General features: G+C 68.5%; 24 protein-coding genes. 9 read left to right on the forward strand and 15 right to left on the reverse strand.

Translation table 11 applies throughout. The features are described 5' to 3' along the window. Window positions 1-16 precede the first annotated feature (16 nt). Window positions 17-916, forward strand: coding sequence for a patatin-like phospholipase family protein (locus ACWHMB_RS01495; protein WP_377481168.1), 900 nt, complete (start codon window positions 17-19; stop codon window positions 914-916). Between the two features lie 106 nt (window positions 917-1022). Here ACWHMB_RS01495 and ACWHMB_RS01500 read toward each other — a convergent pair whose 3' ends face one another. Further along, window positions 1023-2141 carry a phosphoserine transaminase gene (locus ACWHMB_RS01500; RefSeq protein ID WP_377481171.1) on the reverse strand — a complete coding sequence of 373 codons (1119 nt, stop codon included), beginning with the start codon at window positions 2139-2141 and terminating at the stop codon, window positions 1023-1025. Between the two features lie 63 nt (window positions 2142-2204). Here ACWHMB_RS01500 and pyrF point away from each other — a divergent pair, with 63 nt between their 5' ends. Together pyrF and ACWHMB_RS01510 are read left to right on the forward strand one after the other, a co-directional pair. Then, window positions 2205-3029 carry an orotidine-5'-phosphate decarboxylase gene (gene pyrF, locus ACWHMB_RS01505; RefSeq protein ID WP_377481174.1) on the forward strand — a complete coding sequence of 275 codons (825 nt, stop codon included), beginning with the start codon at window positions 2205-2207 and terminating at the stop codon, window positions 3027-3029. Window positions 3030-3052: 23 nt separating this feature from the next. After that, window positions 3053-4027, forward strand: coding sequence for a succinylglutamate desuccinylase/aspartoacylase domain-containing protein (locus ACWHMB_RS01510; protein WP_377481177.1), 975 nt, complete (start codon window positions 3053-3055; stop codon window positions 4025-4027). Window positions 4028-4033: 6 nt separating this feature from the next. Here ACWHMB_RS01510 and ACWHMB_RS01515 read toward each other — a convergent pair whose 3' ends face one another. The 4 genes from ACWHMB_RS01515 to ACWHMB_RS01530 form a co-directional block, all read right to left on the reverse strand. Next, the gene (locus ACWHMB_RS01515) at window positions 4034-4876 is read right to left on the reverse strand and encodes a M48 family metallopeptidase (protein WP_377481180.1); all 843 of its coding nucleotides are present in this window, start codon (window positions 4874-4876) and stop codon (window positions 4034-4036) included. Between the two features lie 121 nt (window positions 4877-4997). Next, window positions 4998-5165 carry a hypothetical protein gene (locus tag ACWHMB_RS01520; RefSeq protein WP_293222529.1) on the reverse strand — a complete coding sequence of 56 codons (168 nt, stop codon included), beginning with the start codon at window positions 5163-5165 and terminating at the stop codon, window positions 4998-5000. Window positions 5166-5180: 15 nt separating this feature from the next. After that, the gene (locus ACWHMB_RS01525) at window positions 5181-6248 is read right to left on the reverse strand and encodes a YeeE/YedE thiosulfate transporter family protein (RefSeq protein ID WP_377481234.1); all 1068 of its coding nucleotides are present in this window, start codon (window positions 6246-6248) and stop codon (window positions 5181-5183) included. A 166-nt stretch (window positions 6249-6414) separates the two neighbouring features. Beyond that, window positions 6415-7374, reverse strand: coding sequence for a sulfurtransferase (locus tag ACWHMB_RS01530; RefSeq protein ID WP_377481183.1), 960 nt, complete (start codon window positions 7372-7374; stop codon window positions 6415-6417). A gap of 98 nt (window positions 7375-7472) precedes the next feature. On the opposite strand from ACWHMB_RS01530, the gene ACWHMB_RS01535 reads away from it, so the two are divergent. The 6 genes from ACWHMB_RS01535 to ACWHMB_RS01560 all read left to right on the forward strand — a co-directional run bounded on the left by ACWHMB_RS01535 (window position 7473) and on the right by ACWHMB_RS01560 (window position 13567). Continuing rightward, window positions 7473-8168, forward strand: coding sequence for a glutathione S-transferase family protein (locus ACWHMB_RS01535; protein WP_293222535.1), 696 nt, complete (start codon window positions 7473-7475; stop codon window positions 8166-8168). A gap of 63 nt (window positions 8169-8231) precedes the next feature. After that, window positions 8232-8852 carry a glutathione S-transferase family protein gene (locus tag ACWHMB_RS01540; protein WP_377481186.1) on the forward strand — a complete coding sequence of 207 codons (621 nt, stop codon included), beginning with the start codon at window positions 8232-8234 and terminating at the stop codon, window positions 8850-8852. Window positions 8853-8931: 79 nt separating this feature from the next. Then, window positions 8932-9378: an iron-sulfur cluster assembly scaffold protein gene (locus ACWHMB_RS01545; RefSeq protein ID WP_377481189.1), complete on the forward strand. Its 447-nt coding sequence runs from the start codon at window positions 8932-8934 to the stop codon at window positions 9376-9378. A 75-nt stretch (window positions 9379-9453) separates the two neighbouring features. After that, a complete protein-coding gene (gene ovoA, locus ACWHMB_RS01550) occupies window positions 9454-11598 on the forward strand; it encodes a 5-histidylcysteine sulfoxide synthase (protein WP_377481192.1) in 2145 nt (714 codons plus the stop codon). A gap of 166 nt (window positions 11599-11764) precedes the next feature. Then, entirely contained in the window at window positions 11765-12844 is a 1080-nt protein-coding gene (locus ACWHMB_RS01555) for an ADP-ribosylglycohydrolase family protein (protein WP_377481194.1), read from the forward strand. A gap of 24 nt (window positions 12845-12868) precedes the next feature. After that, window positions 12869-13567, forward strand: a complete 699-nt coding sequence (locus ACWHMB_RS01560; RefSeq protein ID WP_377481197.1) for an FAD-dependent oxidoreductase — start codon at window positions 12869-12871, stop codon at window positions 13565-13567. 15 nt (window positions 13568-13582) lie between these two features. Here ACWHMB_RS01560 and ACWHMB_RS01565 read toward each other — a convergent pair whose 3' ends face one another. The 10 genes from ACWHMB_RS01565 to ACWHMB_RS01610 all read right to left on the reverse strand — a co-directional run bounded on the left by ACWHMB_RS01565 (window position 13583) and on the right by ACWHMB_RS01610 (window position 23731). Continuing rightward, window positions 13583-14383, reverse strand: a complete 801-nt coding sequence (locus tag ACWHMB_RS01565) for an amino acid ABC transporter permease (RefSeq protein WP_377481200.1) — start codon at window positions 14381-14383, stop codon at window positions 13583-13585. Beyond that, window positions 14380-15042 (reverse strand): amino acid ABC transporter permease, encoded by a 663-nt coding sequence (locus ACWHMB_RS01570; RefSeq protein WP_377481203.1) that lies wholly within the window; start codon window positions 15040-15042, stop codon window positions 14380-14382. The genes ACWHMB_RS01565 and ACWHMB_RS01570 overlap by 4 nt, the downstream gene beginning before the upstream one ends. 18 nt (window positions 15043-15060) lie before the next feature. Continuing rightward, window positions 15061-15963: a glutamate ABC transporter substrate-binding protein gene (locus ACWHMB_RS01575; protein ID WP_377481206.1), complete on the reverse strand. Its 903-nt coding sequence runs from the start codon at window positions 15961-15963 to the stop codon at window positions 15061-15063. Between the two features lie 185 nt (window positions 15964-16148). Next, window positions 16149-17771, reverse strand: a complete 1623-nt coding sequence (locus ACWHMB_RS01580) for a hypothetical protein (protein WP_377481208.1) — start codon at window positions 17769-17771, stop codon at window positions 16149-16151. Window positions 17772-17949: 178 nt separating this feature from the next. After that, window positions 17950-18450, reverse strand: coding sequence for a GNAT family N-acetyltransferase (locus ACWHMB_RS01585; RefSeq protein ID WP_293222555.1), 501 nt, complete (start codon window positions 18448-18450; stop codon window positions 17950-17952). Further along, the gene (locus ACWHMB_RS01590) at window positions 18447-18728 is read right to left on the reverse strand and encodes a type II toxin-antitoxin system TacA family antitoxin (RefSeq protein WP_293222557.1); all 282 of its coding nucleotides are present in this window, start codon (window positions 18726-18728) and stop codon (window positions 18447-18449) included. The genes ACWHMB_RS01585 and ACWHMB_RS01590 overlap by 4 nt, the downstream gene beginning before the upstream one ends. A gap of 75 nt (window positions 18729-18803) precedes the next feature. Further along, complete coding sequence (gene uvrA / locus ACWHMB_RS01595; RefSeq protein WP_377481211.1) at window positions 18804-21887, reverse strand: excinuclease ABC subunit UvrA; 3084 nt, start codon at window positions 21885-21887, stop codon at window positions 18804-18806. A 69-nt stretch (window positions 21888-21956) separates the two neighbouring features. Next, entirely contained in the window at window positions 21957-22646 is a 690-nt protein-coding gene (locus tag ACWHMB_RS01600; RefSeq protein ID WP_293222561.1) for a Crp/Fnr family transcriptional regulator, read from the reverse strand. Next, a complete protein-coding gene (gene lepB / locus ACWHMB_RS01605) occupies window positions 22621-23184 on the reverse strand; it encodes a signal peptidase I (protein ID WP_377481215.1) in 564 nt (187 codons plus the stop codon). The genes ACWHMB_RS01600 and lepB overlap by 26 nt, the downstream gene beginning before the upstream one ends. Further along, window positions 23132-23731 (reverse strand): DUF6448 family protein, encoded by a 600-nt coding sequence (locus ACWHMB_RS01610; protein WP_377481218.1) that lies wholly within the window; start codon window positions 23729-23731, stop codon window positions 23132-23134. Before ACWHMB_RS01610 ends, lepB begins: the two co-directional genes overlap by 53 nt. Window positions 23732-23752: the final 21 nt, after the last annotated feature.

Below are 23752 nucleotides of genomic sequence, written 5' to 3' on the forward strand. Positions count from 1 at the left end.
CCGAGCACAGGCCCACATGAGCACTTCGAGTCGCCCGCCCAGGACCGCCCTGGTTTTCAGCGGCGGCGGCAGCCTGGGCGCGATCCAGGTGGGCATGCTGCAGGCGCTCAGCCAGGTCGGCCTGCCGGTGGACATGGTGGTGGGCGCGTCGGTGGGGGCGCTCAATGGCGCCTTCTTCGCCGCCGATCCGAGCGTCGTTGGCGTGAGGCGCCTGGCCGACGTGTGGCGCAGCCTGCAGCGGCGCGACGTGTTCCCGCTGACCGTGCTGGCCGGCCTGCGAGCCTTGCTGCTGGGCCGCGATCATCTGGTCGAGGCCCGCGCGCTGCAAGCCATCATCGGCCGCACGCTGGGCGCGCGGCGCATCGAGGATGCCGTGATCGCGCTGCACATCGTTGCCGCCGACGTGCTGAGCGGCGAGGAGGTGGTGCTGTCGTCCGGCGACCTGGGCCAGGCGCTGCGCGCCAGCACGGCGATCCCGGTGGTGTTTCCAGCGGTTGCGTTGGGCGAGCGCCGACTGATCGACGGCAGCGTCTGCAGCAACACGCCGATCGCCACCGCGGTTCGACTGGGTGCCACGCGCATCGTCGTGCTGCCCACGGGCATGAGCTGCGCCCTGCGCGAGCCGCCCCGCAACATGGCGGCGCTGGCGCTGCATGTGCTCAGCCTGCTGAGCATGCGCCAGCTGGACCGCGACATCCTGCACTACGCGTCGCAGGCGCGCATCACGGTCGTGCCACCCCTGTGCCCGCTGGCCGTCTCCGCGTTCGACTTTTCACGTACCGCTTGGCTGATCGAGCAGGCCAGCCGCCAGTGCACCGACTGGCTGAACGCCGGCGGCCTCGATCGCACCGGGCCGCTGGATGCGCCGCTGGCGCACCGCGATCATCTGGAGACTGCGGCATCGGGCCTGGGATGACAAACGGCGCGTGTCTCGATAACTATCAAATAAGTAGCTTCTTGCGCTTTTCCCAAGCGGGCTGGAGCCTGTTTCGGCTTGATGTCTCGAAGGTTCGGCACGTTTCTCAGCCGCGTACCTGCCCATACCCCCACTCCACCCAAGGCATCAGCGCCTGCAGGTCGCTCTGCTCCACCGTCGCGCCGCACCAGATGCGCAGGCCGGGCGGGGCGTCCTTGTAGGCGGCGATGTCGTAGGCCACGCCTTCGGCTTCCAGCAACTTGGCCAGCGCCTTGACTTGCTCGGCGGGCAGGTCGAGCGTGAGGCAGACGCTGGTGTTGCTGCGCGTTTCGGGCGCCTGGGCCAAAAAGTGAATCCACGGGTGCGTGGCGACGAAGTCTTCGATGACCTTCAGGTTGGCCTGGCTGCGCGCGATGGTGCCGGCCAGGCCGCCCACGCGATCGCACCATTGCAGCGCGTCCAGGTAGTCGGCCACGCACAGCATGCTGGGGGTGTTGATGGGGCTGCCGGCAAAGATGTCTTCCATCAGCTTGCCGCCGCTGGTCAGGCGAAAAATCTTGGGCAGCGGCCAGGGCGGGGTGTAGCTTTCCAGCCGCTCGACGGCGCGCGGGCTCAGCACCAGCATGCCGTGGCCGCCTTCGCCGCCCAGCACCTTCTGCCACGACCAGGTGATGACGTCCAGCTTGTGCCAGGGCATGTCCATGGCAAAGATGGCGCTGGTGGCGTCGCAAATCGTCAGGCCGGCGCGGTTGTCGGGGATCCAGTCGCCGTTTGGCACGCGCACGCCGCTGGTGGTGCCGTTCCAGGTAAACACCACGTCGTGGTCGAAGTTCACTTTGCTCAAGTCGGGCAGCAGGCCGTAGTCTGCCTCGTGGCGCGTCACGTCCTGCAGCTTGAGCTGCTGCACCACGTCCTTCACCCAGCCGCTGCCGAACGATTCCCAGGCCAGCATGTCGACGCCGCGCGGACCCAGCAGCGACCACAGGGCCATCTCCACCGCGCCGGTGTCGGACGCGGGCACGGTGCCCACGCGGTAGCCGGCGGGCAGGCCCAGGATGCGCGCGGTCTCGGTGCTGCACGCGCCCAGCAGCGCCTTGCCCAGGCTGCTGCGGTGCGAGCGGCCGAGCGCGCGCAAGTCCAGCCGCGCGACGTCGTAGCCGGGCCGCTTGGCGCAGGGGCCGGACGAGAAATTCGGGATCTGGGGCTTGCGGGCGGGCTTGGTCATGCGGGAAGGGGGTACAAAAGGCGAAGCCTGCAATTTTAGGGCGCGTGCCTAAAATCATTCGCCATGAGCTTTATCGACCAGCTGCGCCAGGCGCAGCAACAAAACCAGTCCCTGCTGTGCGTGGGGCTGGACCCGGAACCCAGCCGCTTTCCGGCCGGCGTGGCGCGCAACGCCGAGGGCATCCACGACTTTTGCGTGGCCGTCGCCGAGGCCACGCACGATCTGGCCTGCGCCTTCAAGCCGCAGATCGCCTACTTCGCGGCGCATCGGGCCGAAGGCCAGCTGGAGCGCCTGATCGCGCGCCTGCGGCAGATCGCGCCGCAGGTGCCCGTGATCCTAGACGCCAAGCGCGGCGACATCGGCAGCACGGCCGAGCAGTACGCGCGCGAGGCCTTCGAGCGCTACGGCGCCGACGCGGTCACGCTCTCGCCCTTCATGGGCTTCGACTCGGTCGCGCCTTATCTGAAGTACGAGGGCAAGGGCGCCTTTCTGCTGTGCCGCACCTCCAACCCCGGCGGCGACGATTTGCAGAACCAGCGGCTGGCCGACGTGCCCGGACAGCCGCGCCTGTACGAGCACCTGGCGCGGCTGGCGCAGGGGCCGTGGAACACCAACGGCCAGCTGGGCCTGGTGGTTGGCGCCACCTATCCGGCCGAGATCGAGCGCGTGCGCGCGCTGGCGCCCACGCTGCCGCTGCTGATCCCCGGCGTGGGCGCGCAGGGCGGCGACGCGCTGGCCACCGTGCGCGCCGGCTGGCGCGAAGCTGGCCCGATCGTCGTCAACAGCTCGCGCGCCATCCTGTACGCCAGCGGCGGCGCCGACTTCGCCACTGCTGCGCGCGCCGCCGCGCAGGCCACGCGCGACCAACTGAACGCGGCGCGCCCCTGAGCTGTTTGCTGGAGAGTTTCACCATGCCGAGCTTCGACCTGCCCGTCCCCGACATCGCGCCCTGGCGCGCCGGCAACACCGGCGTGGAGGGCGTGTGGAACTTCGACAGCGGCGCCAGCGGCGAGGCCGTGCTGATCAGCGCCCTGATCCACGGCAACGAGCTGTGCGGCGCCTGGGCGCTCAAGGGCCTGCTGGAGGCCGGCCTGCGCCCGGCGCGCGGCACGCTGACGCTGGCCTTTGCCAACCTGGCCGCGTTCGACCGCTTCGACGCCGCCGACCCCGACGCGGCGCGCTTCGTCGAGCAGGATTTGAACCGCCAGTGGACGCCCGAGCGCATCCAGGCCGCCGACACGCCGGAGCGCCGGCGCGCCGCCGCGCTGGCGCCCTTCGTGCAGCGCGCCAGCTGGCTGCTGGATTTGCACTCCATGCACGAGCCCGGCGCGCCCCTGCTGCTGACGGGCCTGCACCAGCGCAACGTCGACCTGGCGCGCAGCCTGCGCACGCCCGGCCACATCGTGATCGACGGCGGCCATCAAGACGGCGTGCGCATGCGCGACTTCGGCCGCTTCGGCCAGCCCGACCACGTGGCGCCCGAAACGCGCTCGCTGCTGCTGGAATGCGGCTTTCACGGCGCCTCGTCCAGCCGCGCAGTGGCGCAGGACATGTGCCTGCGCTTTCTGCAGCAGTCCGGCGCGCTGGACGGCGCCGCGCTCGACGCCGCCCTGCCCGGCTGGCGCCAGGGCGACGCGCCGCGCCAGTGGGTGCTGACGGTGGACGGCGCCGTGGTGGCGCGCAGCGAGCGCTTTGCCTTCGTGCGGCCCTTCACCGGGCTGGAGTTGATCGAAAAGGCCGGCATCGTCATCGGCCACCAGGACGGGCCGGGGCAGGGCGAGGCGGCGGTCACGCCCTACGACGACTGCGTGCTGGTCATGCCCTCCACGCGCCAGGCGCGCGCCGGCGTCACCGTGGTGCGCTTTGCGCACCAGGTCGCGTTGTAAGCGCGATCAGCGCCCACGCCGCGCCGCCTCGTACAGCGGCATCACCCTGGGGATGGCCGCCTGCAGCGCCGCCATGCGGTCGCCCGGCGCCGGGTGGGTGGACAAGAAGCTGGGGCCGTTGCTGCCGCCGGCCTGCGCCATCTTCTGCCACAGCGTGACGGCGGCGCGCGGGTCGTAGCCGGCGCGCGCGGCCAGTTCCAGCCCGTACAGGTCGGCCTCGCTTTCCATGCTGCGCGAAAAGGGCAGGTCCAGCGCCAGCTGCTTGCCCATGCTGGCCATCTGCTGGCCGCCTTCGCCCAGGCCCAGCAGGGCGCCGCCGATCGAGATGGCCATGTCGCCGGCCGCGCTTTGCGACATCTTCTCGCGCGTGTGCTCGCGCAGCGCGTGCGCCATCTCGTGGCCCATCACGGCGGCGATCTCGTCGTCGCTCAGCCGCAGCTTGCGGATCAGCCCGGTGTAGACCGTGATCTTGCCGCCGGCCATCACGTGCGCGTTGACGGTGTCCTCGTTGATCAGCACCAGCTGCCAGGGCCAGCGCGCGGCGTCGGAGCGAAACGCCGCCACCTGCGGCGTCAGGCGCTGCATGATGGCGTTGACGCGGCTCCACTCGGGGCCGCTGGTGATCAGCTCGCCCTTGGCGCGCGCCTGCTTGTTCTGCTGCTCGTAATACTGCAGCGACTGCTGCATCACCTCGTCGGACGACACCAGCAGCAGCTGCGAGCGGCCCGCGCCGCCGGCGGCCACGCTGCCGCTGGTGGTGCTGGCGCAGCCGGCGGCCAGCAGGGCGGCGCCCAGCCAGGCGGCGCCGTGGATCAAGGGGCGGGAGAAAAAGGTCGTGCGCAAATTCATGCGCCCGATTTTGCCGTGCGCGCCGCGCGACGGTCAAATCAAGCCAAATCGGGCTCTGGCCCGCGCGGGACAAGCGCGAGCAGCTATCGAATCAGGATTCTTGAAGCAAGCGGGCCGCGCCCTACTTGGGCATCGCGCAGTGCCCGGCGCTCACGTGCGTGCCCGAGCCGGCGGTGATGATGGGCGGCTCCAGCCGCAGGTTGACGGGGGCCGAGTGCACGAAGTCCCAGCCGATGAAGCCGAGCAGGACCAGCCAGAACAGGGCACGGCGGGTGGTGGGGTTGAGCATGGCGCGGCGCTCCGATCAGAAAAAGCGGCGCCGCACGCGCAGCCCGACCAGGGTGCCGGCAAAGGCCAGCGGCACCCACACCCAGCCGTGCACGCTGCCGGTGCTGATGCCGCTGACCATGGCGCCCACGTTGCAGCCGAAGGCCAGGCGCGAGCTGTAGCCCAGCAAGAAGCCCGCCACCAGGCCGATGAGCCATTGCGTGCCGCTCAAGGACTTGGCCGTCTGCTGGCGCCCCGCGGCCACCCACAGCGCGCCGGCCAGGATGCCGATGTTGGTGATGCTGGTCACGTCCAGCAGCAGGGTTTCGCGCAGGCGCTCGGCGTGGCCGGGGTCGCTCCAGAAGGCGTTGGCGGTGGGGTCGAACACGCCCAGCGCGGTGGCGGCCTTGGCGCCCCACAGGCCAAAGCCGTAGACGATGCCCCAGGGCTGGCCGGCAATGAACAGGTTGAGCGCGGCGAAGACGGCCAGCGCCAGCGCGCCCCACAGCCAGCGGCGCGGGATGCGGCGCACGTTGAAGGGCTGGCCGCTCCAGCGCCCGATGATCCAGGTGACGACGACCAGGCCCGCCAGCGTGGCCGCCAGCGCGCCGCCCATGCCCCAGCGCTGCACCAGGCCCACGGCCGGCAGCGCGCCCAGCGCCAGCCAGTCGTTGAGCTGCACCGAGCCGACGAAGCTGCCCAGCACGAACATCGGCAGCACCGCCATGTTCAGCGGCACGCCCAGCCCGGCCTTGTACAGCGTGCCCGAGCCGCAACCGTCGGCCACCTGCATGCACAGGCCGAACACGAAGGCGCCCACCAGCAGGCTGACCGACAGCGGGCCCAGCGCGGCCGTGGTCTCGGCGTAGTGCGACACGATCGGCATCGACAGCGCCGCCAGCAGGCCCAAGAGCACGATCTGGCCGTAGACGCCGCTGGGGTCGCGCTTTTCGACCAGCACGCGCCAGCCGGTGGTAAAGCCGAAGCGCGCCGCCGCCAGTGTGGCGCCCAGGCCCACGCCCACCAGGAGCAGCAGCGCCTGGCGCGCCGACACCGACCACAGCAGCCAGCCGAACAGCGCGGCGATGGCCAGCGACAGCGGCAGGCGGCGCTGCCAGGCGCTGGAGGCGACGGCGGGGACGGCAGGCGTGGCACGGCTGGGCGCCGCCGGCTCGCCCGGCGCGGCGATTGAAGAAGATGCCAAGGTATTCATTGGATGTTCCTCCGCGCATCGCGCTGCGGAATTCGCACTTGGGAGCGGCCCGGCGTGCTCATGGTGCTTTCGTGCCCAGGTTGCGGTGCGCCCAGCTCAGCGCGGCGTAGCGCAGCTGCTGCCAGCGGCCGGGCTCGTTGTCCATGGGCAGGGGAGCGGGGGCGCTGCTCCAGTCGATGATCGAGCCGGCGTACATGCGCACGTCGGGGCGGCCCAGCAGCTCGGACAGCACGAACCAGTCGGTGGCCGACCAGTGGCCCGCGTTGCAGAAGGTGATGATGGGCTCGTCGGGCGCGGCCTTCAGCTTGTCGGCCTCGTCCTCCAGCGCCATGGTGTCCATCAGCGCCGCGCTGCCCAGCTCGAACAGGTTCTCGCTGTCCAGGTTCACGGCGCCCGGCAGCGTGCCGCGCGCGTGTGCCAAATCGGTGGCGATGCGGCCCTGGTAGTAGGGCGCGGGGCGCGCGTCCACGCGCAGCACGCCGGTTTGGTCCAGGCTGGCGCGCACCTGCTCGCGCGTGGCCAGCCATTGGGGGTTGAAGCGGGGTTGCCAGTGGCTCCTGGGCGCCACGGCGGCCTGGTCGCTCACCGGCTGGCCGGCGGCCTTCCAGGCCGTCAGGCCGCCGTTCAGGATGGCCAGCTGGCGCACGCCCAGCGACTTGAGCGTCCAGTACACGCGCGCGGCGCCGCCGAAGTCGGTGGCGTCGATGCCGGTGTAGACGACGACGACGGGCGTGTCGGCGGTCAGGCCCAGCTCCTGCACCAGCGCGGTCATCTCGGGCAGGGTGGGCGGCAGGCCGGGGTTCTTGCCGGTGGCGCGCCAAAGGCCGTAGGGGGCCGACACCGCGCCCGGCACGTGCTGCAGCGCGTAGGCCGGGCCTTCGCGGATGTCGATGATGCGCGCGCCGCCCTCGCTCAGGGCCTTGAGTTGCGCCGGCGTGACCAGCGGCGACGCCGCTAGGGCCAGGCCGGTGGCAGCCCAGGTCAGGGCGGGCAGCAGCAGTCGAAGAAGAAAACGCATGGCGCAGGGCGGGGGCAGACGGACAAGGGCTGCGATTGTCCCCGCGCCGGCACGGGATTCCAAAGACAGAGTTCTCAGATGCTTATTACCATGCCCGCATGATCACCCTGCACACGGCGGCCACGCCCAACGGCCACAAGGTTTCCATCGCGCTGGAAGAGCTCGGCCTGCCCTACACCCTGCGCGTGCTGGACCTGGCCGCCGGCGAGCAAAGGCGGGCGGACTTTCTGGCGCTCAACCCCAATGGGCGCATCCCGGTCATCGTCGACCACGCGGCGGATGATTTCGTGGTGTTCGAGTCCGGCGCCATCCTGGTTTATCTGGCCGAAAAGACCGGCCGCTTGATGCCCACGGACGCCAAGGGCCGCTCGCGCGTGATGCAGTGGCTGATGTTCCAGATGGGCGGCGTCGGGCCGATGATGGGGCAGGCCAATGTGTTCTACCGCTACTTTCCGCAAAAGATCCAGCCCGCCGTCGACCGCTACCAGGCCGAGGGCCGGCGCCTGTTCGAGGTGCTGGACGGCCAGCTGGCGCGCCACGAATGGCTGGCCGGCGACTATTCCATCGCCGACATCGCCAACTGGGCCTGGGTGCGCACCCACCGCTGGTCGGGCATTTCCATCGACGGGCTGGATCACCTGCGCCGCTGGCGCGACGCCATCCGCGCCCGCCCGGCCGTGCAGCGCGGCATCGAGCGCCCGCCCGCCAAGGTCGACCTGGCGCGCGATGGCGACGCCAAGGCGGCCGAGTTCTCGGCCCAGGCGCGCGGCATGGTCACCGGGGCAAAAATTTAAGCGAAAAGTGGCTCTGGCCCGCATCGATCAAGCGCAAGCAGCTATCTATTTAATAGTAAACCCATGAAACTCTACATCGCCCCCCGCGCCCCCAACCCCCGCCGCGTGCAGATGTTCGTGCATGAAAAGGGCATCACCGGCATCGAGCAAGTGCCGATCGACCTGAACGCCGGCGAGCACCGCGCGCCGGACTATCGCGCCAAGGTGCCGGTGGCGCGCGTGCCGGCGCTGGAGCTGGACGATGGCCGCGTGCTGAGCGAGACGCGCGCCATCTGCAGCTATCTGGAAGGCCTGCACCCCGAGCCCAATCTGATGGGCGAGGACTTCGACGAGCGCGCCTTCATCGAGATGCACGACCGCCGCGTGGAGTGGTACTGGCTGCTGCCCATCGCCAACTGCGTGCGCCACACCCACCCCGGCCTGGCGACGCTGGAGCAGCCGCAGTTTCCGGACTTCGGCCAGTCGCAGGGCGTGAAGGTGCGCGACGCGGCGCGCTGGCTGGACGAGGCGCTGCGGCAGCGGCCCTGGATGGCGGGCGAGCGCTTCAGCATTGCCGACATCACCGCCTTTTGCGCCATCGAGTTTGCGCGCCTGATGAAGTTCAACGCCGGCGCCGAAGGCTTTGCCGCGCTGCAGGCCTGGCGCGACCGCGTGGCCGAGCGGCCCAGCGCGCGCGCCGCTTGACGGGCCGGCCCGTGCGCGCCGCGCGCGCTCGCGCAACAATGCGACATGGATCAGCAGCGCCTGCCCGGCGAAACGGCCCATGTTTGAACTCACCGAAGAATCCCTCGAGGACTTCTACCGCACGCTCAAGCGCTACCAGCGGCGCGTGCACGCCGACCTGCGCCTGAGCGTGCCGCCGGCCGATTCGGTCAGCGTGCGCAGCCGCCTGTGCGGCAGCACGCTGACGCTGGACGCGCTGATCGACGGCGGCCGCGTGCAGCAGCTGGGCTGGAGCGTGCACGCCTGCGCGCTGGGCCAGGCCTGCACCGGCATCGTGGCCGAGCACCTGGCCGAGCTGGACGAGGCCACGGTGCGCCGCGTGGGCGCGCAGCTGCGCGCCATCCTCAAGGGCGAGCGCGAGGACAGCGACTGGCCCGAGCTGGCGATGTTCGCGCTGGTGCGCGACGTGCCCAACCGGCACGGCTCGGCACTGCTGCCCTTCGAGGCGCTGGGCCAGCTGTTTGATCGTGCGCGCTCGCGCCCCTAAACCCGCGTTCAATCGGGCGGCTTGGCCACGGTGCTACCCTGCCGGCATTGACGACCAGAAGATTTGCGCACACCGATGAACCGCGTTGAAGCCACCCTGTTGAACACGCCGCCCGCCCTGGTTGCGCTGCCGCGGCGCCTCGACCTGCATGCCAGCGACCCGCAGGACTTTCGCCAGCGCCTGCGCGACTACTTCGTGCAGACCTTCGACGCCTACGAGTCGCTGTTTCGCACCCTGGCGGGCGACGCGGCCTGGGTGGAAAAGCCGATCACGCTGCGCCATCCGCTGATCTTTTATTACGGCCACACGGCCACCTTCTTCGTCAACAAGCTGCTGCTCACGCGCCTGATCACCGAGCGCATCGACCCGCAGCTCGAATCCATCTTCGCCGTCGGCGTGGACGAGATGAGCTGGGACGACCTCGACGCGGCGCATTACGACTGGCCCCCCGTGGCGCGCGTGCAGGCCTACCGCGACCGGGTGCGCGCGCTGGTCACCGGCCTGATCGACAACGCCCCTTTGAGCCTGCCCGTGAACTGGGAAAACCCCTGGTGGGCCATCGTGATGGGCGTGGAGCACGAGCGCATCCACCTGGAAACCTCCTCGGTGCTGATTCGCCAGCAGCGGCTGGAGTGGGTGCGCCCGCAGCCCGGCTGGCCGCTGTGCCCGGACCGTGGCGCGGCGCCACCCAACACCCTGGTCGACGTGCCCGCGGGCCCGGTCGCGCTGGGCAAGCCCTTCGACAGCGAGCACTATGGCTGGGACAACGAGTACGGCCGCCACGCCGCCGAGGTGCCGGCCTTTCAGGCCAGCCGCCTGCTGGTGAGCAACGGCGAGTTCCTGGAGTTCGTCACCGCCGGCGGCTACGCGCACGACGCCTTCTGGGACGACGAAGGCCGGCGCTGGCGCGACTTCGCCCAGGCCATGCACCCCACGTTCTGGGTGCAAGGTCACGATGGCTGGCGCCTGCGCGCGATGACGCAGGAAGTGGCCATGCCCTGGAACTGGCCGGTCGAGGTCAACTGCCTGGAGGCGCGCGCCTTCTGCCGCTGGAAGGCGCAGCAAAGCGGCCAGCCGGTGCGCCTGCCGACCGAAGACGAGTGGCACCGCGTGCTGGCCACCAGCGGCTGGCATCTGCAGGACGCCCGGCCCGTCGACGCCAACCTGTACCTGGAGCACTGGGCCTCGGCCTGCCCGGTCGACCGCTTCGCGCACGGGCCGTTTTGCGACGCGGTGGGCAACGTCTGGCAGTGGACCGAGACGCCCACCTATCCGTTCGAGGGTTTCAGGACGCACCCGATCTACGACGACTTCACCACGCCCACCTTCGACGACCGCCACAACCTCATCAAGGGCGGCTCGTGGATCGCCACCGGCAACGAGGCCGAGCCGGAGTCGCGCTACGCCTTTCGGCGCCACTTCTTCCAGCACGCCGGCTTTCGCTACGTGGTGGCCAAGGCGCCGGTGCGCCCGCCCGCCTCGCACTACGAGACAGACGATCTGGTCACCCAGTACATGGAGTTCCACTACGGCGCCGAGTACCACGGCGTGCCCAACTTTCCCAAGGCGCTGGCCAAGATCGCCGTCGAGGCCGTGGGCCACGGCCCGCGCCGCCGCGCGATGGACCTGGGCTGCGCGGTGGGCCGCGCCGTGTTCGAGCTGGCGCGGCACTTCGACGAGGTGGTGGGCGTGGACTTCTCGGCGCGCTTCATCGACCAGGGCGTGGCGCTGGCGCGCGGCGACACGGTGCGCTACACGGCGGTGGAAGAAGGCGAGCTGGTCGAGTACAAGGCCGTCAAGCTGGACGACCTGGGCCTGCAGGGCACGGCCGCGCGCGTGCAGTTCTGGCAGGGCGATGCCTGCAATCTGAAGCCGCAGTTCGGCGGCTACGACCTGATCCTGGCCGCCAACCTGATCGACCGCCTGTACGACCCGGCCAAGTTCGTCACCACCATCCACGAGCGCCTGAACGTCGGCGGCGTGCTGATGATCACCTCGCCCTACACCTGGCTGGCCGAGCACACCGCGCGCGACCAGTGGCTGGGCGGCTTCAAGAAGGACGGCGAGAGCTGGCGTACGCTGGACGCGCTGCGCGCCCTCTTGGGCCCGCACTTCGAGCCCCTCGGCGCGCCGCGCGACGTGCCCTTCGTCATCCGCGAGACCGCGCGCAAGTTCCAGCACACGCTGGCGCAGGCCACGCTGTGGCGGCGGGTGCGATAGCTTGACTCCCTCTCCCTCTGGGAGAGGGTTGGGGTGAGGGCCGGCGGCGCCTCGCATCGGCGACATCTCTCGTCCACCCATCACCCCCAACGCAGGTATCCCCGGCCCATTCGGCACGCGCCAGCGGTTCGGGCTATGGTTGTTCCCAACCAACCGGAGACCTGCGATGACCACTGCCTTCGAAGACCGCGCCGCCGGCGCCCTGATGGGCGCGCTGATCGGCGACGCCCTGGGCGTGGGCCCGCACTGGTACTACAACCTGGACCAGCTGCATGCCGCCTACGGGCCCTGGATCAGCGACTACACCACGCCCAGGCCGGGGCGCTATCACGAGGGCCTGCGGGCGGGCGAGTCCTCGCAGGCCGGCTGGCTGCTGGAGCTGACCATGAAGTCGCTGGCCGAGCGCGGCGGCTACGACGAGGCCGACTTTTGCCAACGCATGGACCGCGACTTCTTTCCGCTCATCGACGGCACGCCCAACAACGGCCCCGGCGGCTACACCAGCCAGTCGATGCGCGAGTCGTACCGCCTGCGCGTGAAGCGGGGCAAGCCCTGGGGCCAAGTGGGCGGCTGGGCCGACACCACCGAGGCCGCCGAGCGGGTGCTGGCGATCGCCGTGCGCGATGCGCGCGACCCGCAGGCCGCGGCACGCCACGTCAGCGGCAACACCGCGTTGACGCAGATCGACGCCACCGTGGGCGCCATGACCACCGCCTACGCGCTGGCGCTGGGCCAGCTGGTGCAGGGCGTGCGCTTCGACGGCCAGATCGGCAGCGCGTTGATGGGGCTGGTGCGCGAGGGCAAGCTGCCGTTTCACAGCGTCACCAAACCCGATGAAGAAGGCGTGCCCGACGGGCCCGAGCGGCCGCGCCAGGCCGGGCAGTTCGCCTCGCCCGACGCGCTGCTGGGCATGGGCTATATCGCCACCGCCGCGCTCGACCCCGACGTGCGCATCGAGCCAGCGTGGAAGGTCTCGCTGGTCTACGGCATGCCCTGCGCCATCTACCACCAGATGCCGGCGGCCTATCACCTGGCGGCCCGCTTTGCCGACGACTTCGAGTGCGCCGTGCTGCACGCCATCAACGGCGGCGGGCAGAACCAGGCGCGCGCCATCCTCACCGGCGCGCTGGTGGGCGCCATGGTGGGCGTGCAGGGCATCCCCGAGCGCTTCATCAAAGGGCTGGATCGTTCACAGGAGCGATTGCAACTGGCGCGGCGCATCGCAGCCCAAGCCGCGCAAGGCTGAACCTAGAACAGGAGGAGATCAACCATGTCCACCAGCTACGACGTGCACCTGCTGCACAAGAAGGAAGTCGCCGAAGGCACGATGGAGTTCACGCTGGAAAAGCCCAAGGGCTTCGAGTACCGCGCCGGCCAGTTCGGCGACCTGGTGCTGCCGCCTTCGACCGGCTTGACGGGCGACAACGCCAAGCACGGCTTTTCCTTCGTCAGCGCGCCCTTCGAGGACACGTTGCGCATGGCCACGCGCATGCGCAAAACCAGCGCCTTCAAAAACGCCGCCGCCCAGCTGCCCGACGGCAGCATGGTGCAGCTGCTGGCGCTGTGGGGCGACTTCACCCTGCACAAGAACCCCGCCGTGCCGGCCGTGTTCGTCATTGGCGGCATCGGCATCACGCCGGTGCGCAGCATCATCGCGCAGGCCACGCACGAGCACGCGCCGCACAAGATCACGCTGATCTACGCCAACCGCACGCGCGCGCTGGCGGCCTACACCGACGAGCTGCAGCGCCTGGCCGCCGAGAACAAGAACTTCACTTTTGTCCCCGTCTATACCGACACCCAGGGCCACGTCGGTGCCGCCACCATCCGCCAGCACGTGGCCGACATCGCCGCGTCGAGGTTCTACCTGGCCGGCCCCGAGGGCATGGTCAAGGCCATGCGCGAGCTGGTGCTGGACGTGGGGGCCGATGAAGACAATGTCCGCACCGAGGAGTTCGATGGCTATTGAGCGGCCGGGCCGGATTCAATGCATCGGCTTGCCGAGGCGTTTGCTCGCCCCGGATATCGCGTAGTTGACCAGGCAGTAAAGCACCGCGACCACCAGGTACACCGGCACCAGCGCGTGGTAGTTGGCGATCAGCACCTTGGCGTTCTGCATCAGCTCGCCATAGGTGACGACGTAGCCGAAGGTGGTGTCCTTGACCACGATCACCAGTTGCGCCACCAACGCCGGAACGATGTAGCGCAGGGCCTGCGGAAAGACGATGGAGAAAAACACCTGCGCCTCGCTCATGCCCAGGCTGCGCGCCGCCTCGGTCTGGCCGCGCGGCACGGCCAGCACGCCCGCGCGGTAGACCTCGGCCACCACGGCGGCGGTGCTGAGGCTGATGGGCAGCGTCAGCATCCAGTAGGTGCTCAGCTTGATGCCGACCTGCGGCAACACCAGAAAGCACACGTAGATCAGCAGCAGCGTTGGCGTGCCACGCAAGAACTCGATGGCCGCCACACTGGGCCAGCGCAGCAGCCGCACCGGCGCCAGGCGCCCGAGCAACAGCACCAGCCCCAGGCCCAGCGCGATGACGGCGGCCATCGCGGCCGACGCCATGGTGCCGAGCAGGCCCTCGCCCAGAAAGGCCCAGGTCGTCGACCAGGCGAAGAACTTCCAGAAGCGCGCGTCGAGCTGCCCGGCGGCATGAAACTGGTACACCACGCCCGCCGCCAGCACCGCCAGCACGGCCGCGGCCAACGCGCTCATCGCCCGCATGGTGGCCCGGGCGCGCGGGCTGGGCGCGCCGTATAGGATGTCTTCCAGCGCGCGGCTCATCGCAGGATCCGCGCTTTCTTTTCCAGGCGCGCGCCCGCCCAGGCAATGAGCAGGCCCGTGGCCACGTACAAGGACGCCGCCACCGCGAACGCCGGGATGCCGGCGGCCGAGTCGGTGGCGATCTTGGACACCAGCGCGGTCAGTTCGCGGCCCGGAAACGGCACCTGCGAGGCCAGCGAGGTCGACAACATCAGCGCGATGAGCAGCGAGGTCATGGGCTGCACCACCGCGCGCAGCGCCTGCGGCAAGACTACCGACAGGATGACCTGCAGCGGCCGCATGCCCAGACTGAGCGCGGCCTCGATCTGGCCACCGGCGATGGTGTTGATGCCGGCGCGCAAATAGTCCGCCGTGAAGGCCGAGGCGACCAGCGCCAGGGTCAGGATCACGCTGGGCTCATAGTCGATCACGACCTGCAGATCGGGCAGCGCGAACACGATGAAGATCAGCAGTGCCACGCTGGGAATGTTGCGAAAAATCTCGACGTAAACGGTGAGCGCAATGCGCAGCGGCGGCAGCGGCAACAGCCGCAGCACCGTCACCAAAATGCCCAGCAAAAAGCCGGGCACGAACGACAGCAGCGTCAGCTTCCAGGTCAACAAAAGGGCCTGCCCGAAGGCAGGCCCATAGTCGACCAGCAACTTGGAAACGTCGCCCATGGGCGCTGGTTCAGCAGATCAGGGCAGCGCGGGCGGCGTCGGCACGGCGGTGCTGCCGGTGCGCTCGCCGATGGCGATGGTCCACAGCTTGGCCCAGGTGCCGTCGGCTTCCACCTTCTTCAAGAAGGCGTTGACGAAGGCCACGCCGTCCGAGCCCTTGGGCAGGCCGATGCCATACGGGTCCTTCGTGCCAAAGGGCTCGCCCGCCAGCTTGGTGTCGCCGGTGCCTTGGCTCAGAGCGTTCAGCAGCAGCGTGTAGTCGGTCACGTAGGCGTCCACGCGGCCCTGGCGCAGGGCATCCAGCGCTTCCTGGTGCGTCTGGAACTCTTGCACGGTCGCCTTGGGCGCGAACTGCGCCAGGATCGCCGGCCCCGTCGAGCCCGCCTGCGTGGCCACCTTCTTGCCGGCCAGGTCGTTGTACGACTTGATGGCGGTGTTGTTGGCCTTCACCAGCACCCCGGCCTGCGAGGTGTAGTAGGGGCCGGCAAACGAAATCTTCTCGGCACGCGCCGGCGTGATGGAGTAGGTGGCCAGCACCATGTCCACCTGGTCGTTGATCAGCACCTGCTCGCGCGTGGACGAGGTCACCTGCGTGAACTGGGTCTTGGCCCCATCGCCCAGGATGTAGCGCGCGATCATCTGCGCCAGGCCGGCGTCGAAGCCGCGCGCCTTGCCGTCCTTCTCGTTCAGCAGCGAGAACAGGTTGGACGTTTGCGTGCCGCCCAGGCGCAACACGCCCGCCTGCTTGATCTTGCTGGCCCAGGTGCTCGACGCGATCGTCGCCGCATCGGCCACGGGCCCCTGCGCCACCAGCGCGTCGAACGCCGCGGCATTGATGGGCGTGCCCTGTGCGAAAGCAGATCCACCGGCTACGAACGCCAGTGCCACCACGGTGGATTTGAGAATGGATTTGATCGGCATGCTGTCCTCTTGGTGGGGTGTGACATCGGGCAATATAGCGCAGGTCAACCCGACTCTTCGTGACCGCCCATCTGGGCGGCGCGACCAGCCGGATTCGGCACGACGCGGTCGATCAATGTCCACCCGCTATAACCGATATGCAGCGAAAGCGGTCGGTCGCGCCAGCGGCACTCAGCCAAAGCGCCTCACTGCGCTGCAGCAGAGTCATGCGCGTCATTGGTTTCCGTTGTCTCCTCGTTGCTGAGCCGATACCAAGCAGTGGCTGGAACCGGCATTCGAAAGTGTCTGCATGCAACGAAGTCAAGTGCCCAGATCCCGACCTTGCGCGTCGGCGACGATTCGACCCAATCGAACTCCGGTCGCTCGCGGAACTGCTTCATTCGCAGCCTCATGTCTGCGGTGGACGGAAGGAGTACGTACGGGGCCTCGGCCGCACCCTGGTCCAGCGATCCGCCGAAGTACCACGAGCCGGGCCACTCTTCGGTCGGGTGCCAGAGTTGGGCACAGACCTTGGCATATGGCCCAGTGGCGCCTCGTGCAAGGGCCGCGTAGTGGTCATCCAGCTCGAAAATGACACACCACGCGGCGATCGTGGCCAAGGACCAGGATGTACTCATCAGCTTTTCGATCAGCTTGGAGTCCTTCGGATTGACTTCAAGCTCCACGAGATCCTCGAGCGAATCTGTTGACACAGGAAATTTCGACTCGGTCTTGAAGCAGTAGTCAAGTCTCCTTGCCATTTCGGCGACCCAGCCCTTGGCCACGTCGTGTCTTCCAGCAAGCACCAGGAATATCAGTGCCAGGGTGACGTCAATGATGTGTCCGTCGAGACGTGGCGATGCACTCGCTCCATGGTTCTGGATCAATGCGCACAGACCATCTGCAATCGCCGTGACATTGCTTTCGATGGTCGCCCTGGCCTCTGCGCCGTTGGCCGGCTCCATCTGGCAGGCGAGGCCGATCGCAGCGATCAAGCCGATGTGCTCAAAGAGCACGACGGCGAAAGCGGCGCCTTCGCTGCCGTAACCCGCCATGCCGTCCCGTACCTCAAGATGCGGTCGAATCACATCGAAGTACTTCGCCGCTGCCTCCGTGTACGAGTGCCACATTCCAGCGATGGCCGCGTGAAGCTTGGGCTGCTCCCCCGGATCCATCAGCTGTAGCCTGTGCCAGGCCCAAAGCAGGGTGCGCTCGCTGACCCAAAGCGCTTGCCGGAAATCGCCTTCGGCTTGGGCCCACCTCGTACAGATCTGCGCGGCCAGGTGAACTCGTCGGAAGACCTTTTGCAGCGCCTTCGTGTCCAGGCTCGGCATCTGAAGCTTTCCGTCTGCTGTCAGGCCCAATTGCCGCAGCAACATGCGATTCAGATCGCGGAAGTCATACTCTGAGTCGCTGGCCAGTGCGAGGGATTTTCGAAGATCGGCTCGGTCGCTTGGTGCAAAGAGGTTCTCGTCCAGCATGAACTGCTCGATCAGAGCAGACACGCGATCCGCGCCCCAAAAATCAAAGCTTGCCCGTGTCGAGTTCTGCTCCTTGAATCCCGTCCAATTCGTTTCAACGTCTTGCTTGAGATCCCCCGTCGTGGCCAGAACAATCGTCTTCCGCAACGCTGCATGCTCAGGCGCTACGAGTTTCGTCAGGTAAACGTCCAAGACTTCGTTAAGGCTCGGTCGGACCGAGGTCGGCTCGCCGTTATCCCAGTCACGGCGTCCAAGATCTCCTCGTTTGATGACCAGCAGGAGCAACTCTTCCACGCCATCCACAGGCGATTTCCCGACGGCAGCCAGGTCGACGCCGAACTGCCTCACGCCGGTCTGTGGCTTGGCTGGCTGCGCACAAGTCAGGCTGATATGAAAAGTCCAGCGACTGGGTGCGATGCCGCGACAAGACTCTGTTGTCGCGAATGGGTGACCGCAATCAGCCTAAAGCGGACACGCAACCAGCCGTCACGGCAGCCCTACTGCCTTGCACGTCCCGGCGTCGATTTCAGACACCGCGAACAGTTTCCAATGGCAAGAACACGGTCAACGGCGCATCTGGCAACGCGATGAAGCCGTGGTGTCGATAGAACGCGAGCGCGGCTTTGTCCTTGGCGTCAACGATCAGCGCGTGGGCCGCAATTTCCGATCGCGCTGCGCGCATCAATGCATCGGCCAGTAGCCCGCCGCCAAGGCCCATGCCCTTGAAGCGACGATCGATGGCGAGCCGGCCCATGCGCACGGTCGGAACGGTGGGGTAGCGGGGCAGCCGCTTGCGGGTGTCGACCGGCAGGTCGATCAGCGACACACTGCTGGATGCCAGTGTGTAGTAGCCGGCGATGCGCTCGTCGTCCGTCAACGCCACAAAGCACGAGGCAAAGCGACGGCGCACGTCTTGCGTGGCCTGTTGCTGCAGATAGCGGTTGAGCGGCTCCGACTCGCAATCGAACGCGCTGCGGTCGTGCCGGGCGGCGTCCAGCGGCGCGACTCGAAATGGCGGGCGATTCATTCAGCGCGCATGAGATCGCGCTGGCGCTTGAACGCGCGCTTGAGTGCCGATGCGGGGCGAGCTGGCTCCAGCAGGGCCTGTGCAAAGAGCTCCTGATCGCGGACCGAGAGTTGAATGACGCTGGACTGTTGAATGGCCTGCTGCGCGGCTTGCTGGACGGCCGCGACGACAAAGTCCGTCATGGTGCGCCCTTGCAACTCGGCGGCGCGCTTGAGCTGCGCGTGCAGCTCGGTGCTGATGCGGGCTTCGAGGCGGGCGGTGGTGGCGGCGGTTGACATGACGAGGTCCTTTGTATCGATTTTACGGCAAATTGCCGTAAATCGTCAGAATCACCATGCGATGGTGGCGCGGCTTCAGGATGAGTTTGAGCGCAGATGCGCCTTCAAATACCGCCCGGTAAAACTCCCCGCATTCGCCGCCACGTCCTCCGGCGTGCCCTGCGCCACCACGGTGCCGCCGCCGGCACCGCCTTCGGGGCCCATGTCGATGATCCAGTCCGCCGTCTTGATGACGTCCAGGTTGTGCTCGATGACGACGATGGTGTTGCCGGCCTCGACCAGTTGCTGCAGCACCTTCAGCAGCAGCTCGATGTCGGCAAAGTGCAGGCCGGTGGTGGGCTCGTCCAGGATGTAGAGCGTGCGGCCGGTGTCGCGCTTGCTGAGTTCCAGCGCCAGCTTCACGCGCTGGGCCTCGCCGCCCGAGAGGGTGGTGGCGCTCTGGCCCAGGGTGATGTAACTCAGGCCCACGTCCAATAGCGTTTGCAGCTTGCGCGCGATGGCGGGCTGGTCGGCAAAGAAGGCGTTGGCCTGCTCCACCGTCATGTCCAGGATTTGCGCGATGTCGCGGCCCTTCCACTGCACTTCGAGCGTTTCGCGGTTGTAGCGCCGGCCGTGGCACACGTCGCAGGGCACGTACACGTCGGGCAAGAAATGCATCTCGACCTTGACCACGCCGTCGCCCTGGCAGGCCTCGCAGCGCCCGCCGCCCGAGCCCTGCGGCACGTTGAAGCTGAAGCGCCCGGGGCCGTAGCCGCGCTCGCGCGCCGTCGCGGTCTCGGCCATCAGCTCGCGGATGGGGGTGAACAGGCCCGTGTAGGTGGCCGGGTTGCTGCGCGGCGTGCGGCCGATGGGGCTTTGGTCGACGGCGATGACCTTGTCGAACTGATCCAGACCTTCGATGGCCTGCATGGGCGCGGGCTCGGCGTGGGCGCGGTGGATTTCGCGCGCGGCGGCAGCGTACAGCGTGTCGTTGACCAGAGTGCTCTTGCCCGAGCCCGACACGCCGGTCACGCAGGTGAGCAGGCCGACGGGAAAGTCCACCGTCACGTGCTGGAGGTTGTTGCCACTGGCGCCGACGATGCGCAGCTTGCCCTCACCCCTACCCTCTCCCAAGGGGAGAGGGGGCAAATCCGGTGTAATTGATCGCCCTCGCTCTGTGGAGGTGCGCGTGGGCTGAGCGGCAAGAGTTTCAAGTGTTTTAGGGCCATCGCTCTTGTCTGACAAGCGCGAGCAGCTATCATTTTTGAACTTCCGACGTTTCTTGGGTACAGCAATGGTTCGCTCGCCGCGCAAAAACTGGCCGGTCACCGAGTCGGGCGCCGCCGCCACTTGCGCAAACGTGCCCTGCGCCATCACGCGCCCGCCGTGCACGCCGGCGCCGGGGCCCAGGTCGATGATGTGGTCGGCCTCGCGCATCATGTCCTCGTCGTGCTCGACGACCAGCACGCTGTTGCCCAGGTCGCGCAGGTGCTTGAGCGTGGCGATCAGGCGGTCGTTGTCGCGCTGGTGCAGGCCGATGCTGGGCTCGTCCAGCACGTACATCACGCCCGTCAGGCCGCTGCCGATCTGGCTGGCCAGGCGAATGCGCTGCGCCTCGCCGCCACTCAGGGTCTCGGCGCTGCGCTCCAGGCTCAGGTACGACAGGCCGACGTCGTTGAGAAACTGCAGGCGGTTGCCGATCTCGCGCACCACCTTGGCGGCGATCTCGGCCTTGGCGCCCGTCATTTCCAGTGTGTCGAAATAGGCCTTGGCCTCGCCCAGCGTGACGTGACTGACCTGGTAGATGGCGCGGCGCTGCGCGCCCTCGCCGATGAACACGTGGCGCGCCGAGGCGTTCAGGCGCGTGCCGCCGCAGTCGGGGCAGGGCTGCTGGCTGCGATAGCGTGCCAGCTCCTCGCGCACCACGGCCGAATCGGTCTCGCGATAGCGCCGCGCCATGTTGGGCAGGATGCCTTCGAAGGGGTGCTTCTTGCTCACCTTCTTGCCGGCCGAGGCACCACTGTCGAAGGTGTAGCTGAACTTGATTTGCTCCTCGCCCGAGCCGTGCAGGATGACGTGCCGCACGGCGGCGGGCAGATCCTCGAACGGCGTGTCGACGCTGAACTGGTAGTGAGCGGCCAGCGACTCGATCAGGGCAAAGTAATAGCCGTTGCGCCGGTCCCAGCCCTTGATGGCGCCGCTGGCCAGGCTGAGGCTGGGGAAGGCCACCACGCGCTCGACGTCGAACACCTCGGTGGTGCCCAGGCCGTCGCAGCTGGGGCAGGCGCCGGCCGGGGCGTTGAACGAGAACAGGCGCGGCTCCAGCGCGGCGATGGAGTGGTTGCACACCGGGCAGGCGAAGGTGCTGTTGAACAGATACTCCTTCTCACCATCCATCTCCAGCGCGATGGCCCGCCCGCCCGCCAGGCGCAGCGCGGCTTCCAGGCTGTCGGCCAGGCGTGCCTTGATGTCTTCGCGCACCTTCAGGCGGTCGACCACGACATCAATGTCGTGCTTGTCGTTCTTCTTGAGCGCCGGCAGCTCGGTGGCCTCGACGATCTGTCCGTCGATGCGAAAGCGCACGTAGCCCTGCGCCTGCATCTGCGCCAGCAGCTCGCCGAACTCGCCCTTCTTCTCGCGCGCCACCGGCGCCAGGATCATCAGCCGCGTCTCGGCCGGCAGCGCCAGCACCGCGTCCACCATCTGGCTCACCGTCTGGATGGTGAGCGGCAAATCGTGCACGGGGCAATACGGCGTGCCGGCGCGGGCAAACAACAGGCGCAGGTAGTCGTGGATCTCGGTCACCGTGCCCACGGTGGAGCGCGGGTTGTGGCTGGTGGCCTTCTGCTCGATGGCGATCGCCGGCGACAGGCCCTCGATCAGGTCCACGTCGGGCTTGTCCATCAGCTGCAAGAACTGCCGCGCGTAGGCCGACAGGCTTTCCACGTAGCGGCGCTGGCCCTCGGCGTACAGCGTGTCGAAGGCCAGGCTGGACTTGCCCGAGCCCGACAGGCCGGTGATGACCACCAGCTGGTCCTTGGGGATGTCCAGGTCGATGTTCTTCAGGTTGTGCGTGCGCGCGCCGCGAATGCTGATGCGCTGCTGGCGCAGCGCGGCGGCCAGGGGCAGGCCGTCGGTGTCGTCGGGGCGGGGCGGGGCGTGAAAGGCGAGATCGTTCATGGCGGGCGGCCCTGTGCGCAGGGCAACCCAGCATTATCGGTTTTTGGGTGCAAGCGTGCACATCAGCCGTCACGGTCGCGCCCAGTTGCCCATCAGCCGCGCGGGGTGTGGCACCGTGATCTTGCGCCCGCTGACCTGCAGCAGCCCGGCCTGCTGCAGCTCTTGCAGGATGCGCGAGAAATGCTCGGGTGTCAGGTTCAGGTGCGAGGCGATGGCGCCCTTGGTGGCCGGCAGGGTGAGGGCGAAGGGTGCTGCGGGGTCGTCGCAGTGGCGCAGCAGCCAGGTCACGAAGCGCTCGGTGCCATTGCCGAGCGCCTGCAGCTCCAGTTCTTGCACCAGACTTTCCACGCGTCGGCTCAGGCCCACGAGCATGAGGCGCGCAAAGCGCGGGTTGCGCTCCAACTCGTCGAACACCGCCTGCTTGGGCACCTGCAGCAGCAGCGCGTCGCTGGCGACCTCGGCGCTCACCACCGCTGGTCGTTCCAGGAACATCATCGGCTCGCCCAGGCTGTGGCCGGGCCCGGCGACGCCGGTCAGCCGCGTGCCGCCCTTGGGCTTGTGGCCTACCAGGCGCACCTGGCCGTAGACGATGACGTACAGGCCGCCCAAGCGCTCGCCGCGGCGAAACACAGGGTCACCGCGCTTGAAGGCGTGCCGCGTCGTGGCCGCCGCCAGTCGCGCCAGCGTGGCCTTGTCCAGCGCCTGGAACAGCGGCAGTCGCGCCAGCAGGGTTTCAGCGGGGATTTCGCGCGGGGCCATGCCCGAGCGTAGCGCCAACCGGCCCTGGCCTGCGGGTTCGATCCGGTTCGGCACCTGGGCCGCGCTGCGGTGCACGCCACGGCGGCAGCCAACCCCGCCCGACGATTCTGCCGACGATGGCGGCGCGCGCGATGTAGGGCTGGCGCCAGCTGCGGCTGTCGCTGGAGGCATCGCGGTGGTCACCCAGCAGCAGATAGTGACCCGGAGGCACCTGAAAGCTGTCGGTGAACACCGAGCGGCTGGCGTAGGGCTCGGCCAGCGGCCGGCCGTCGATGTGTACCTGGCCCGCGCGCAAGTCCACCGTTTCGCCAGGCAGGCCGATGATGCGCTTGACCACGCGCCGGCCCAGCTCGTGTGAATCGACCACCACGATGTCGCCGCGCCGCAGCGTGGCGCGCCGCCCCAGCCGCAGGGTCAGCGCCAGGGCGCCGTCCCGCAGCGCGGGCGCCATCGAGTGCGATTGCACGCGGGTGAGCCAGGCCATGTCAGTGCCCGCAGCCGCCGCCACCGTGCCCATGGTGCCCGTGGGCGTGCTCATGGTCGTGGCCCTCGGCGTATTTGAAGAAGGACACGTAGGCGTCCATGTAGCTGCGTGCGGCCGGCAGGTCGTCGTCGTTGAAGTGCTTCAGCGCGATCGCCTGGTCGAAGCGCTTTTCCAGCTCGGGCCAGCGCTCGGCGTCGATCAGGCCGCGCAGCGGCTCGATGCTGCCGCGCGCCAGCGCCTCGTCGGCGGCGCGCACCTGGGGCGGGATGGCGGTACCCACGGGCTTGATGCCGTCGTAGCCTGCGCCTTCGCCGGCGCGGTGGATGCGCACCAGGTTCTCCAGGAACCACTGCTCGGCCAGCGCCGCGGCCTCGCCACCGGCGGCGCGCACCCTGGCGGCGCGCTCGAAGATGCCGCGCAACTCGGCTTCGCCCTCGGGCTGTACCCATTTGAGGGCGATGTTGACCTGGCCCGTGCTCAGCGCGCGGCGGCCATCCGCAACCGCCGGACCGTCGGCCGTATCGCAGTGCGCCGAGGCGGGGCGGATGACGAGGCCCGTGATCGACGAGGCCAGGGTGCGCAGGAACGTGTTGAAAGTCATGAGGATCTCCTTCTGAATGTG

The sequence above is a fragment of the Ottowia pentelensis genome (assembly GCF_964341695.1).